Consider the following 13,801-nt stretch of genomic DNA (forward strand, 5'->3'; position numbering starts at 1 on the left):
GTTGGACCTCGTTCGGGGACGGGGAGACGGGCGGACGGGGCACGGTCGGGGCCGGCGACAGGTGGGTCAGCGCACGTGGGCCACCGTCCGTGCGGTGCCGGGGAGGCCGGGCGGGTCCCATCGGCCGGGGGCGGACGGTTCCGCGGCGGCACCGGGTCCGCGGACGTCGGGCTGTCCGGGGGCGCCGCCGCCTGCGCCCGGTACGCCCGACGGTGCCACGGGGGACAGGCCGCGGCGGCGCAGCGGGGAGGGGGGTGACGGCGGGGCGGCGGGCGGCGGGGGCATGGGCGGGGTGGGGCCGGTCGCCGCGGTGCCGGGTGCCCCGGTGGCCCCAGCGGCGTCCGGCCCGGCTATGGCTGCGGGTGACGCCCCCGCGCCGCCCGCCGACCGTTCGCGCGCCACCGGCGTGGCGCAGAACGCGCAGCGCTCGCCGATCAGTTCCAGGCCGCACCAGCGGCACTCCTCGCGCCGTACGGACGACACCAGCCGGTGCAGCACGGAGGGATCGGGGATAGCTGCGGCGAATTCGATCAGCTTCTGGGTGCCCCACCACCGGGCGGACTCGGCCGGCAGCCGGGCCTCGTAGGCGCCCTGCACCTGCCAGGCCGGGGCCAGCACGCCGTCCACCCACTCCGCGGCCAGCGCTCCGCGGGCGACCGCGAGCTGGGTGGCGAACCCGGGGGCGGGCAGCCCGGCCCGTTGGCTGTGCCGGTCGAGATGCTCCAGATGCGGCTGCGGGCTGGCCAGTACCGCGAAATGCGCACCGGGCAGCCAGGACTTCATATGGGAGCGCAGATCGACCTCGACGCGGTCCAGCCCGCTGACGCTGCCCAGCAGGGCGCCCGCGTGGACGTAGTGCGCCAGCAGCCGCGCCGCGCAGGCGAGCACCCCCGGGCCGAAGCCGCCCAGCGTCAGCTGCCGCAGCTGGTGGGCGAGCACCGCCACCCCCAGGGGCGGCAGGGACAGCGGCACGATCGCGATCCGGTCGCTTTCCAGGACGGAGCGCAGGGTGTGCAGCCGGCGGATGTGGTCGGGCGGACAGGCCGAGGAGTAGAGCACGACGAGATGGCCGTGGTGTTCGAGGACGGCGGCGGTCTCCGTCAGGGCCTCGTCCAGCGGCTGGAGTTGCGGGGCCCGCAGGACGACCGCGGCGGGGGTCTGCGGATCGGCGGGCAGCGCGAGGTCAGGGCTGGTGACTGCAATCGCGGTCGGCACGTCGCTCCCCCACTCCCAGCGGCCGCCGGGGGTCCGGGACCGCGGATCGGCACAGCTCTGCGCCATCGGCGCCATACGCTCAGCACTTTATCCACGAGATACGCCCCAGAGAACATGTTCCGGGCTACTCGTCGTCGCGACGGTCCGGCAGGGAAACGGTACATACCGGCCGGGCAACCGATGCGGGAACTTCCGCTTCCGCACGAACTCTTGACAGGCTCAATGGTCTGGACCACGTTGGGGGCAAGCCCAGGGGCCCCTGAGCGCGTTGTGGCACCACCCCCTCAACTCCCCCCCCCACACGGAGGCAGTCGTGGTACGCGCACGTTCAGGAAAAGCCCGCGGACGACTGGCCGCGCTCGGCGCCGCGGCGGCACTGTCCGCCGGCGTCCTCGCCACCGGCACCGCCGGAGCATCCGAGGTCCACCGGCCCGCGGCCGCACCCGCCGCGCACACCGCCGCCGTACCGAAAGCCGTACCGAAGCACGCCGTCACCGGCTACTGGCAGAACTTCGACAACGGCGCCACGGTGCAAAAGCTCAAGGACGTCGACGACGCCTACGACATCATCGCGGTCTCCTTCGCCGACGCCACCGGCCGGCCGGGCGCCGTCGACTTCCACCTCGACCCGGCCGTCGGCTACGGCTCCGTCGACGACTTCACGGCGGACATCAAGGCCAAGCAGGCGGCCGGGAAGTCGGTCGTGCTGTCCATCGGCGGCGAGAAGGGCGCGGTCTCGGTCAGCGACGACGCCTCCGCCAAGAACTTCGCCGACTCGGTCGGCAAGCTGATGGACGCCTACGGCTTCAACGGTGTCGACATCGACCTGGAAAACGGCCTCAACTCGACGTATATGACGCAGGCCCTCAAGGCCCTGCACGCCGCGCACAGCGACGTCGTGGTGACCATGGCCCCGCAGACCGTCGACATGCAGTCACCGCAGAACGAGTACTTCAAGACGGCCCTGGGCATCAAGGACTTCCTGACCGTCGTCAACATGCAGTACTACAACAGCGGTTCGATGAACGGCTGCGACGGCAAGGTCCACGCCCAGGGCTCGGTGGACTTCCTGACGTCGCTCGCCTGTATCCAGCTGGAGGGCGGGCTCGATCCGTCCCAGGTCGGCATCGGCGTACCGGCCTCCTCCCGCGCGGCCGGCAGCGGCTATGTCTCCCCGGACGTCGTCAACGCCGCCCTGGACTGCCTCACCAAGGGCAGCAACTGCGGCTCGTTCAAACCGTCCAGGACCTACCCCGGGCTGCGCGGCGCGATGACCTGGTCCACCAACTGGGATGCCGCGGGCGGCAACGCCTTCGCGAAGTCGGTGGGCGGGCACGTCCACGGGCTCGGTTGACGCGCCGCGGCAGCTCCTCCTGCGCCACCCCCCACCGCCAGGTCCCGTGCACGGCATGCACGGGACCTGGCGTCCTGTACTGACGCCGCTTACGCCCCGGGGGTCCGGCTCACCGGCGGGCGCCCGACGGCTTGGGCAGCTCGCAGCCCGCCGCTTCGAGGTCCAGCTTGTTGCCGGCCGCGAAGCACTTCGGTATCCCGTAGGTCTCCTCGGCGTAGTTGGTGCCCTTGTGCACCGTCACCTTGCCGTTCTCGTCGACCTCGCACGGGTTGTTGACGGTGCACTTCTCGCCGTTCTCGTTACCCGTGTTGTTGATCGCGGCGATCTTGCCGGTCGAGGTGTCCAGCACCGGCGATCCCGAGGTCCCGCCGATGGTCTTGCACTCCGGCGTGTAGCGGACCGAGTCCTTCCAGGTCCAGTCGCCCTCCTTGAGCTGGGGCACGAACCCGTCGATGTTGCAGCTGTAGATCTTCTTCCAGTAGCCGGAGACGACGCTGATGCCCGCGCCCTTGGCCGGGTGGTCGGTGGCCAGTTCCAGCGGCTTGATGCCGTACTTCTGCTCGATCTCGGCGTAGGTCGAGCTCGTCTCGTACAGCGAGACGTCGGTGTTGGTCATCGTCGCGTACGTGATCTTGGTGGCGTGGATCGTGCCCAGGTCGCCGGCGGACTTGTCCAGCAGGGTGAAGCTGCGGCTGGACGGCTGGTCGACGATGACCTGGCCCGCGCCCGGCATCCCGCTCTCCAGACAGTGCCCGTTGGACATCACCAGGGCCTTGTCGTTCTCCTGCGAGGTCGGCATCTTGACCAGCGAGCCGGAGCAGTCGTCCAGCGCGACGGTGCCGGCGAAGTCGACGGTCCGGGTCTTGTGCTTGCCGTGGTGCCGGGCGTGGGTGGGGTGGTCCTGGGTCGCGGCACCGGCGCTGCCGGCACTGCCCACCAGGGCTGCGGCTCCCAGAACGGCCGTGGCCAGGGCGCCGACGAGAGGTCGGTTCATTGTGGGGGTCCTCTCAGCTGTGTCACCGGAGGTCCGTCGTGGCCCTCCGGTTTTGTCGTGCGCATTGTTGGCCGCGGACGGCTCCCGGGCAATGAATTTCCGGAAACCGATGGCAAGTTGCCGCAATATCAGCCCTTCGCCCGCGCCCCTCGGCCCGGTTCGTACCCCGGTTCGCGCCACGGTTCCGGCCACGGCTCCCGCCCGGTTCGCCGCGCGTCCACATCTGGCCGTTCCACGCCTTGACCCGCCCATGCCAAGCCTCGACACTGACGCCGTCGCTCGCCTCACCACCCCCCACAGGAGACCGCATGCGACCCCGACGTATACGCGGCGGACGGGCCACCGTCCTCGCCGCCGTCCTCTCCCTCGCCCTTGCCGCACCGATCGCCGCGGCCCAGGACGCCCCCGCCACCACCCCCGCACCCCATGGCGCACCGGACGCCGACCGCGCCCACCAGTACGAGGTGACCGGTCCCGCCACCCCCGCCGAACGCACCGCCCTCACGGCAACCGGTGCCTCCGTCGACGAGGTCCACGCCCGCGCCGTCGTCATCACCGCCGACCGCACCCAGGCCGCCCGGGTACGCCATCTCGGCTATGCGCTGCGGCAGTTGCCCGATCCGCCCGCCCCCGCGAGGACGTCCGGCCGGATCAAGGACTTCCCGCCCGGGTACACCGGCTACCACACCTACGAGGAGATGACGAAGGAGATCGACGCCCTCGTCGCCAAGTACCCGCAGATCCTCTCGAAGCAGGTCATCGGCAAGTCGCAGGAAGGCCGCGACATCCTGGCCCTCAAGCTCAGCAAGAACGTCTCCAAGGACGAGAACGAGCCCGAGGTGCTCTTCACCGCACACCAGCACGCCCGGGAACACCTCACCGTCGAGATGGCCCTCTACCTCCTCAACGAGTTCACCTCGAAGTACGGCTCGGACGACCGCATCACCAAGATGCTCGACTCCCGCGAGATCTGGATCATCCCGGATCTGAACCCGGACGGCGGCGTCTACGACATCGCCACCGGAAAGTTCCAGAGCTGGCGCAAGAACCGTCAGCCCAACGCCGGGACCAAGGAGGTCGGCACCGACCTCAACCGCAACTGGGACTTCAAATGGGGCTGCTGCGGCGGCTCCTCCGACGACCCGGGCGACGAGACCTACCGCGGCCCCTCCGCCGCCTCGGCCCCCGAGGTCCAGGTCGTCTCCACATTCGTCCGCAGCCGTATCGTCGGCGGAAAGCAGCAGATCAAGGCCGCCATCGACTTCCACACCTACAGCGAACTCGTCCTGTGGCCCTTCGGCTTCACCAACGACCAAACCGGCCCCGGCATGACCCAGGACGACCACGACACCTTCGCCGCCATCGGCAAGAAGATGGCCGCCGGCAACGGCTACACCCCCGAGCAGTCCAGCCAGCTCTACATCACCGACGGGGCGATCGACGACTGGCTGTGGGGGGACCAGAAGGTCTTCGCGTACACCTTTGAGCTGTTTCCGTCGTCAAACGGCGCCGGCGGTTTCTACCCGAAGGACTCGGTGATCCCGAAGGAGACGGCGCGCAACAAGGACCCGGTGCTCCAGCTGCTGGAGACGGCGGACTGCCCGTATCGGGCGATCGGGAAGGAGCAGCAGTACTGCAAGAACAAGCATTGACGCTTCCGACACAGCCAGGGCGCCCCGCACTGGCGGGGCGCCCTGCCGATTTCCCTGCGTAACCCATTCGACTTCGGCTCGTTAGTTCGAGCAAGGGGATGTCGAGGGGGAAGCATGAAGGCGGACATGGGGCGGAAGTACCGCGCGTATCCCACACCGGAACAGGACGAGATCCTGACGAGGTGGGGGCACCATGCGCGGGCGTTGTGGAACCTTGCGCTGGAACACCGGATGATGGTGAGGCGCAAGCACGACGGGAGGTCGTGGGTCTGGTCCGCGGAACAATGTGTGCTGCTCACCGAGATCCGCAACGACCCTGATGAATCTATTAATTGGATCCGGGACCTGCCAGCCTCCGCTGCGCAGCAGGTACTGAGGCAGATGGACGAAGCTTTCAAGCGCATAGCCAACCCGAAACTTCGGGCAAGGAACCCGAAGTTCAAGCGTCGGAACTGTGGCGCACACCTCACCTTCCCAGCCCAGAGGCTGAAAGTTCGCAAGCTCAATCGCCACTGGGCATCGGTGCGGATTCCCAAGCTCGGCTGGCTCCGATTCCGACTGTCGCGCGCCCTCGGCGGCACCGTTCGGTCATGCACCCTGTCCCGCAATGGCCTGGGTTGGCATGTGGCGTTCGGAGTGCACACGGGAGCCAAGTCCGCTCCTCCGAATGGAAAGCCTGGCTGTGGCGTTGACTTCGGCGTTCACGTCTCGGCATGGGTATCCACCGAGACGGCTCCACGCCTGATGCCGTCGTCTCTGACCGACGGCGAACAACAGCGACTGAGGACGCTGGAGCGTCGCAAGGCCCGCCAGCTCACGTACGCGAAAAAGCAGAACGGAGGGACGTACAGCAACCGCCTGCGCAAGACCATTGCTCAGATCGCCGCGCTGAAGGCACGGCAAGCCAGGCGCCGTCTCGATTTCACGCACAAACTCACCACCGATCTCGCCAAGAACCACGGCTTCGTCGGAATCGAGGATCTGCGCGTGTTGAACATGACGAAGAGCGCCAAAGGAACAGTGGCTGCACCCGGCAGAGGAGTGGGGCGCAAGTCTGGCCTCAATCGGGCTATCTACGACCACATCCCCGGCGAACGCAGGCGTCAACTGGCCTACAAGGCACCTATGTACGGCTCGCAGCTGCGGCCCGTGGCACCGCATGGCACATCACAGACCTGCCCTGAGTGCGGGAAACGAGATCCGAGAAGTCGCGTCGGATGTGGGCGGGAGTTCGCGTGCGTACACTGCGGACACACCGACCATGCCGATAAAACCGCCTCGATCGAAATCGAGGCCCGTGCACGCCGGATGGGCGACACGGTCACCAAAAGCACGCGTAGTCCCGCTCGCGGGGCGAGGGGTCGGGAAACCGTCACTCGGTTGCGTGCAGCACCGGCCACCCACGTCGCGTGAGTGGCCGGAATCCTCGCCATTCCAGGCAAGGAGCACATCAAATTTCGAAGGTGTACGCAGCTCGCGGAGCCCTAGACCACCAGGCTCACCAGCGCCGCAACCGCGAACCCTGCCAGCGAGAGCACCGATTCCAGCACCGTCCAGGACGCGAGGGTGTCCCGCTCGGAGATCCCGAAGTATTTCGCCACCATCCAGAACCCGCCGTCGTTCACGTGCGAGGCGAAGACCGACCCGGCCGAGATCGCCGTGATGACCAGCGCCAGGCTCGCCTGGGGCATCCCCCGCCCCTCCACCAGCGGCAGCACGATCCCGGCCGTCGTCACGATCGCGACCGTCGCCGATCCCTGGGCCACCCGCAGCACCAGCGCCAGCAGATAGGCCAGCACGATGACCGGCAGGCCGAGGCCCTGGAAGACGCCGGACAGGGCGGTGGCCACCCCACTGCCCTTGAGCACGGCGCCGAAGACGCCGCCGGCGCCGACCACCAGCAGGATGTTGCCCACCGGCTTCAACGACGCGGTGGAGACGGCCTCCAGGGACGTACGCGACCAGCCGCGGCGGACGCCCAGCAGGTAGTACGCCAGGAGCAGCGCGATCGTCAGGGCGACGAAGGGGTGGCCGGCGAACTCGATGACCGAGCGGCCTGCGGAAGGGGCCAGGGCTATGGAGGAGAACGTCGCCAGGAGGATGAGGAGAAGAGGGGTGCCGATGACGGTGAGGACGGTGGCGAGGGAAACCGGCTCCTCACGGGGCGCACCGCCATCCGCGCCGCCGTCCGCAGCCTTCTCGGCGGCGACCGCGGCCCTGGCCTCCTCGGCGGCCGCCAGCATGTCCTGCGGTACGGGGACGAAGAGCCGCCTGCCGATCCAGGCGGCATAGCCCCAGGCCGCCAGGACGGCAGGCAGACCGCAGACGGCGCCCATGAGGATGACCCAGCCGAGATCGACCTTGAACAGCCCGGCGGCGGCGACGGGTCCGGGGTGCGGCGGCAGGAAGGCGTGGGTCATGGACAGCCCCGCGAGGAGCGGCATGCAGTACAGCAGGAGGGATGCGCCACTGCGCTTGGCGGCCGCGTGGACCAGCGGGGCCAGGACGAAGATGCCCACGTCGAAGAAGACCGGGATGCCGAAGAGCAGGCCGGTCAGGCCCATGGCCAGCGGCGCCCGCCGCTCGCCGAAGCGGCGCAGCAGACGGGAGCTCAGGACCTCGGCGCCGCCGGAGGCTTCGAGGATCGCGCCGAGCAGGGTGCCCAGGCCGATGATGAGGGCGATATGGCCGAGGATGCCGCCCATGCCGGTCTCGACCAGCGATACGGCGTCGGATTTCTGGACCGTACCCAAGAGTTCGGTGACGGAGAGTCCCGCTGCCAGGCCGACGGCGAGGGAGACGACGAGCAGCGCCACGAACGGCTGCAACCGGGCCTTGGTGATCAGGACGAGGAGCAGGGCGATGCCGAGGGCGGCGACCGTCAGCAGGCCCGGAGTGCCCGGTATGAGGGCGAGCAGCCCGCCACTGTGGGGCGGCGGGGGCGCGGCGGGGGCCATGCGACGGCTCCGTCGTCGGGCGCGGTCAGCCCAGCACCGCGAGGGCGTCGATCTCGATGAGCAGGCCCTTGGGCAGGCCGACGTAGACGGTCGTGCGGGCGGCGGGGGCCTCCTTCAGGCCCTGCTCGGCGAAGTAGGCGTTGTAGATCTCGTTCATCTCGGCGAAGTGGCCGACGTCGGTGAGGTAGACGCGGATCATCATCGCGTCGTCCCAGGTCGCGCCACCCTCGTCGAGGACCGCTTTCACGTTGGCGAGGGTCTGGAGCGTCTGCTCGCGCAGGGTGGGGCCGGCCGGGGTGGGAGCCTGGCCCTCGACGGCTGGCAGGAAACCGACCTGCCCGGCGACCTGAAGGAGGTTGCCCTTCTTGACGCCGTGGGAGAACGCGGCGGGCGGGGTGGTGTGGGTGGCCGGGGTGAGGGCGGTCTTCTCGCTCATGCTCAGGCTTCTTTCGTCGGAGGTTTTCCGGAGTACTCCCGGCTGATGGCGTCGGCGGTGCGGCGTACCAGCGGGAGGAGGGTGAGGAGTTCATCGGCGGTGACGACGACATTCGGCGCGGAGACCGACATGGCGGCGACGACCCGCCCGTCCGTGCCGCGGATGGGGGCGGCGACGCAGTTGATGGACTCCTCGTGGCCACCGAGGTCGGTGGCCCAGCCCTGTTCGCGGACCGTGGCCAGTTCGGCGAGGAAGGCCGTGGCGTGGGGGGTCGAACGGGCCGTGTACGGGGGGTAGTCGAGCTTTTCCGCCAGGCCGCGGCGCTCGGGTTCGGGCAGGTCGGCGAGGAGCAGTTTGGCGACGGCGGCGACGGTGAGGGCGACGGGCTTGCCGATCCGGGAGTACATCCGCACCGGGTAGCGGCTGTCGACCTTGTCGATGTAGACGACCTCGTGCTCCTCGTGGACCGCGAGATGGACGGTGTGGCCGCACTGTTCGTTGAGCGCGACGAGGTGGGGGTGGGCGATCTCGCGGATGTCGAGGCTCTCGACGGCCTGTTGGGCGAGCGCGAAGAGCCGGGCGCCGAGGCGGTAGCGCTGGTCGGACTGGCGGTGGACGAGGCCGTGTTCGTGGAGGGTGCGCAGCAGCCGCAGCGCGGTGGACTTGTGGACGCCGAGGCGGTCGGCGACCCGCCCGAGGTCGGCGGGCCCCTCGGCGAGCAGCGGCAGGATGCTCAGCGCGCGGTCGACGGTCTGGCTCATGCCGGTACCTCGCTACGCTCGGCCCTGCCTTCGCCAGGCGCGCACCTCTCAATGGCTCTCTCACTACGCTCGTTCACGCCGGTACCTCGCTGCGCTCGTTCGCTGTGTCCGTACGCTCGTTCACGGTGTCCGTACCTCCTGGTCCGCGGCCGCCGTGGTGTCTTCCGTCCAGCCGGGGCCGAGGTGCAGTCTCCCCCAGTCCGCGGCGCCGAGGCCCGCAAGGCGGTCGGCGAGGGCGCGGCCCGGAGGGGGTGCGAGGTCGCCGGGGACGGTGAGGGCGGCGGCGGCCCACAGATGGCCGTGCCGGAGCCGGGCGGGCAGCGGCAGGCTGCGGAGGGTGGCGGAGAGGAACCCGGCGGCGAAGGCATCGCCCGCGCCGACGGCGGCGGCGACCTCGACGCGCGGGGCGGCTTCGGCGTACCGGCCGCCGTGTGCGTCGTAGGCAACGGCCCCGCCGGCTCCCCGTTTGACGACGAGCAGACCGGGTTCGGGCAGGGCCGCGCGGACGGCGTCCGGGCCGCCGGTCAGGCCCCAGGCGTGGGCCGCCTCGTCCTCGCCGACGAAGACGAGGTCGGCGCCGCGGGCGAGGTCGAGCAGCACCCGGCCCCCGGCGGAGCCGCGCCACAGGCCGGGCCGGTGGTTGACGTCGAAGGAGACCAGGGGGCGGCCCGGCGACGGCGCGGTCAGGGCTCGCATCAGGCCGCGGCAGCCGGCGGAGAGCGCGGCGGTGATCCCGGACAGATGCAGGATCCGGCCCGACCGGATCGCCGCCAGGTCCATGGTGGTCGTGGTCATCGCGGAGGCGGCGGACCCGGCCCGGTAGTAGGCGACTTCATGGGTGGTGGTGGCGCGGTCACCGGCCGTACGGAAGTAGATGCCGGTGGGGCGGACGGGGTCGCGGCGTACACCCGTGGTGTCGACCCCGTAGGCGCCGATGGCGGCCACGAGATGCTCGCCGAATCCGTCGGCGCCCACCCGGCTGACCCATGCCGTGCGGTGCCCGGCGGCGGCCAGCCCGCAGGCCACGTTGGACTCGGCGCCGCCGATGGCGCGCGCGAAGGCGGGGACGTCGGCGAGCCGCCCCGGTGCGGCGGGCAGGAACGTGACCATGGACTCGCCGAGGCAGACGACGTCCGGGGGCCTGGTCACGAGCGGTGGCGCTCCTTCCGTGCGGCGTCCGGGCCGCCATTGACCCGGTGTTGGCCCGGATGCTAGACAGCCATGAGCGCTCTGCGCAACGGACGTTGCAGACTACGCAACGCAAAGAATGCCGCGCGGAGAAGACAACGCCCTGCCCCGCCCGCACCGGGCCCCGCCCCGCCCGCACCGGTCAGAATGCAACGGCCACTGCTACCCGATCTTGAGGAGAACCCCATGGCCGACGAGATGGCCGACGAGCGGCTCACGCAGGCACTCCGGGAACTCGCCGCCGAACGCGTCGACCACCGTTTCAAGGCGCTCCCCCCGGACGCCGAGGGCCGCACCATCGGCGAACTGGCCGCCGAGCGCCGCAATCTGTTCAGCGGCGGCTTCACCACCCCGGTCCTGGCGCTGTCCGCCGAGTCGGTCGAGCACAACCTCGCGCTGATGGAGACCTACGCCGACCGGCACCACCTCGCCTTCGCCCCGCACGGCAAGACCTGCATGGCCCCGCAGCTCTTCGCCCGCCAACTGGAGTACGGCGCCTGGGGCATCACCGCAGCCGTCCCCCATCAGGCGCGCGTCTACCGCCGTTACGGAATCCAGCGGATCTTCCTGGCCAATCAGCTGGTGGACGCGGCCGCGCTGCGCTGGCTCGCCGCCGAACTGGCCGCCGACCCCGGCTTCCGCTTCGTCTGTTACGTCGACTCGCTGCGCGGCATCGAGCTGATGGACGCCGCGCTGCGGCAGGCCGGGGCCACCCGCCCGGTGGACGTGGTCATCGAGCTGGGCGCCGGTGAAGGGGCCCGTACCGGCGTGCGCAGCGAGACCGAATGCCTCGAACTGGCCGATGCCATCGCGGGCGTGGACACCCTGCGCCTGGTCGGCGTGGCCGGTTACGAGGGCGAGGTGCCCGAGGCGAGCTACGAGCGGGTGGCCGCCTGGCTGCGCCGGCTGGTCGCGCTGGCCGTGGAGTTCGACAAGGCGGGACGGTTCGCCGACCTCGACCAGATCATCGTCAGCGCGGGCGGCAGCGCCTGGTTCGACACCGTCGCCGAGGTCTTCGCGGAGATCCCGGAGCTGTCCGCGCCGGTCCTCAAGCTGCTGCGCTCGGGCGCGTACGTCTCGCACGACAACGGCCACTACCGCCGCCTGACCCCCTTCAACCGCGTCCCGGAAGAGGGCGCCCTGCACCCCGCCTTCCGCCTCTGGGCGCAGGTGGTCTCGCGGCCCACCCCGCAGCAGGCGTTCCTCAACGCGGGCAAGCGGGATGCGGCCTACGACCTCGATCTGCCGCAGGCCCAGGTCGTACGGTCCGGCCGGGACGGCAGCGAGCGGCGCGCGGACGGGGTGACGGTCACGGGCCTGTCCGACCAGCACGCCTGGCTGGCGACCGAGCACGCCGGCGATGTGGAGGTCGGCGACTGGGTCGGCCTGGGCCTGTCCCACCCGTGCACCTCCTTCGACAAGTGGCAGCTGATCCCGCTGGTCGAGGCGGACGGCACGGTCACCGACTACATCCGCACCTTCTTCTAGGGCCTTCAGTTAGGGCCTTCAGTGCCTTTCCGACCCTGACCCACCGGACAGGCCCTGGCCGCACCGTGTTCCCGCCGCGGCCTCGGCCGGCCGCACGTTCCTCCAGCCGCCTTCCGTAGCCGCGAGAAAGGCCCCCCATGGACACCGTGTTCCGCGACGTCCGCGTCATCGACGGGTCCGGCGGGCCGTCCTACCGCGCGGATGTCGCCCTGGCCGGCGGCCGGATCGCCGGGATCGTGCGGGAGGCGGACGGCACCCGGCGCCCGTCCGCCGCGCGCATGCTGGACGCGGACGGGCTGGCCCTCTCCCCCGGCTTCATCGATATGCACGCCCACAGCGACCTCGCCCTGCTGCGCGACCCGGCGCACGAGGCGAAGGCCGCCCAGGGCGTCACCCTCGAAGTCCTCGGCCAGGACGGCCTGTCGTACGCGCCGGTCGACGACCGCACCCTGGCCGAGGTCCGCACCCAGATCGCCGGCTGGAACGGACCTGCGGACAGCGGCGTCGGCTGGCGCACGGTCGGCGCGTACCTCGACCGCCTCGACCACGGCTTCGACGGCCACGGCATCGCCGTCAACGCGGCCTGTCTGATTCCCCAGGGCACCGTCCGGATGCTCGCCATGGGCTGGGACGACCGCGAGGCCACCCCCGACGAGCTGGCCCGGATGCGGCGGCTCGTCGCCGAGGGCATGGAACAGGGCGCCGTCGGCCTCTCCTCCGGCCTGACCTACACCCCCGGCATGTACGCGTCCGATGCCGAACTGACCGAACTGTGCCGGGTGGTGGCCCGCTACGACGGCTACTACTGTCCGCACCACCGCTCCTACGGGGCGGGCGCCCTGACGGCGTACGAGGAGATGATCACGCTCACCCGCGCGGCCGGCTGCGCCCTCCATCTCGCCCACGCCACCATGAACTTCGGCGTCAACAAGGGCCGCGCCCCCGAGCTGCTGGCCCTCCTGGACCGGGCCCTCGACGACGGCGCCGACATCTCGCTCGACACGTATCCGTACACCCCGGGATGCACCACCCTGGTGGCGATGCTGCCCAGTTGGGCGAGCGAGGGCGGCCCGGAGGCGACCCTGGCCCGCCTCCGCAACGATGCGACGGCCGACCGCATCCGGCACGTCATGGAGGTCGAGGGCGCCGACGGCTGCCACGGCGTGCCGATCGCCTGGGACACCGTCGAGATCTCGGGGGTGAGCGACCCCCGACTCGCCGGCCACGTGGGTAGGACCCTCGCCCGCAGCGCCGCCGAACACGGCGAGGAGCCCTGGGCCACCGCCCGCCGCCTCCTGATCGACGACCGCCTCGGCTCGACGATCCTCCACCACGTCGGCCACGAGGAGAACGTCCGCCGGATCATGCGCCACCGGGTCCACACCGGCGGCAGCGACGGCATCCTCCAGGGCGCCAAGCCGCACCCGCGCGCGTACGGCACCTTTCCCGAGTATCTCGGCACCTACGTCCGCGATCTGGGCGTGCTGTCCCTGGAGGAGTGCATCGCGCACCTGACCTCCCGCCCCGCCGCCCGCCTCCGCCTCCCCGACCGCGGCCTGGTCCGCGAAGGCCACCGCGCCGACCTGGTCCTCTTCGACCCGGCCACGGTCGCGGCCGGCGCCACGTTCCAGGCGCCGCGCACCCTGCCCACCGGCATTCCGCATGTCCTGATCGACGGCCGCTTCGTGATCGAGGACGGGCGACGGACGGACGTCCTGGCGGGGCGGGCGGTGCGGCGGACGGGCGCCTAGTACGA

General features: G+C 70.7%; 11 protein-coding genes. 5 read left to right on the top strand and 6 right to left on the bottom strand.

The genetic code is table 11. The annotated features are described in order from the left end of the window. Positions 1–66: 66 nt before the first annotated feature. Positions 67–1,215 carry a hypothetical protein gene (locus SNA_RS33790; protein ID WP_338059840.1) on the bottom strand — a complete coding sequence of 383 codons (1,149 nt, stop codon included), beginning with the start codon at positions 1,213–1,215 and terminating at the stop codon, positions 67–69. A gap of 313 nt (positions 1,216–1,528) precedes the next feature. On the opposite strand from SNA_RS33790, the gene SNA_RS33795 reads away from it, so the two are divergent. Then, positions 1,529–2,569, top strand: coding sequence for a chitinase (locus SNA_RS33795; protein WP_030068745.1), 1,041 nt, complete (start codon positions 1,529–1,531; stop codon positions 2,567–2,569). 109 nt (positions 2,570–2,678) lie between these two features. On the opposite strand, the gene SNA_RS33800 is transcribed toward SNA_RS33795, so the two are convergent. After that, complete coding sequence (locus SNA_RS33800) at positions 2,679–3,563, bottom strand: S1 family peptidase (protein ID WP_044368132.1); 885 nt, start codon at positions 3,561–3,563, stop codon at positions 2,679–2,681. Between the two features lie 308 nt (positions 3,564–3,871). Between SNA_RS33800 and SNA_RS33805 the strand changes: the two genes are divergently transcribed. Together SNA_RS33805 and SNA_RS40770 are read left to right on the top strand one after the other, a co-directional pair. Next, the gene (locus tag SNA_RS33805; protein ID WP_030068743.1) at positions 3,872–5,215 is read left to right on the top strand and encodes a M14 family metallopeptidase; all 1,344 of its coding nucleotides are present in this window, start codon (positions 3,872–3,874) and stop codon (positions 5,213–5,215) included. A 114-nt stretch (positions 5,216–5,329) separates the two neighbouring features. Then, entirely contained in the window at positions 5,330–6,628 is a 1,299-nt protein-coding gene (locus SNA_RS40770) for an RNA-guided endonuclease InsQ/TnpB family protein (protein ID WP_078970372.1), read from the top strand. A 71-nt stretch (positions 6,629–6,699) separates the two neighbouring features. Here SNA_RS40770 and SNA_RS33810 read toward each other — a convergent pair whose 3' ends face one another. The 4 genes from SNA_RS33810 to SNA_RS33825 all read right to left on the bottom strand — a co-directional run bounded on the left by SNA_RS33810 (position 6,700) and on the right by SNA_RS33825 (position 10,479). Continuing rightward, a complete protein-coding gene (locus tag SNA_RS33810; protein WP_030068742.1) occupies positions 6,700–8,172 on the bottom strand; it encodes a GntP family permease in 1,473 nt (490 codons plus the stop codon). A 25-nt stretch (positions 8,173–8,197) separates the two neighbouring features. After that, the gene (locus SNA_RS33815; protein WP_030068741.1) at positions 8,198–8,608 is read right to left on the bottom strand and encodes a RidA family protein; all 411 of its coding nucleotides are present in this window, start codon (positions 8,606–8,608) and stop codon (positions 8,198–8,200) included. A 2-nt stretch (positions 8,609–8,610) separates the two neighbouring features. Then, positions 8,611–9,369: an IclR family transcriptional regulator gene (locus SNA_RS33820; RefSeq protein ID WP_030068740.1), complete on the bottom strand. Its 759-nt coding sequence runs from the start codon at positions 9,367–9,369 to the stop codon at positions 8,611–8,613. 120 nt (positions 9,370–9,489) lie between these two features. Continuing rightward, positions 9,490–10,479: a sugar kinase gene (locus tag SNA_RS33825; protein ID WP_104532139.1), complete on the bottom strand. Its 990-nt coding sequence runs from the start codon at positions 10,477–10,479 to the stop codon at positions 9,490–9,492. 276 nt (positions 10,480–10,755) lie between these two features. Between SNA_RS33825 and SNA_RS33830 the strand changes: the two genes are divergently transcribed. Further along, positions 10,756–12,045, top strand: coding sequence for an amino acid deaminase (locus SNA_RS33830; protein WP_044368382.1), 1,290 nt, complete (start codon positions 10,756–10,758; stop codon positions 12,043–12,045). Between the two features lie 137 nt (positions 12,046–12,182). Continuing rightward, entirely contained in the window at positions 12,183–13,796 is a 1,614-nt protein-coding gene (locus SNA_RS33835) for an N-acyl-D-amino-acid deacylase family protein (RefSeq protein WP_030068736.1), read from the top strand. Positions 13,797–13,801: the final 5 nt, after the last annotated feature.

The sequence above is a fragment of the Streptomyces natalensis ATCC 27448 genome (assembly GCF_000935125.1).
In the GTDB taxonomy this organism is placed as follows: Bacteria; Actinomycetota; Actinomycetes; order Streptomycetales; family Streptomycetaceae; genus Streptomyces; species Streptomyces natalensis.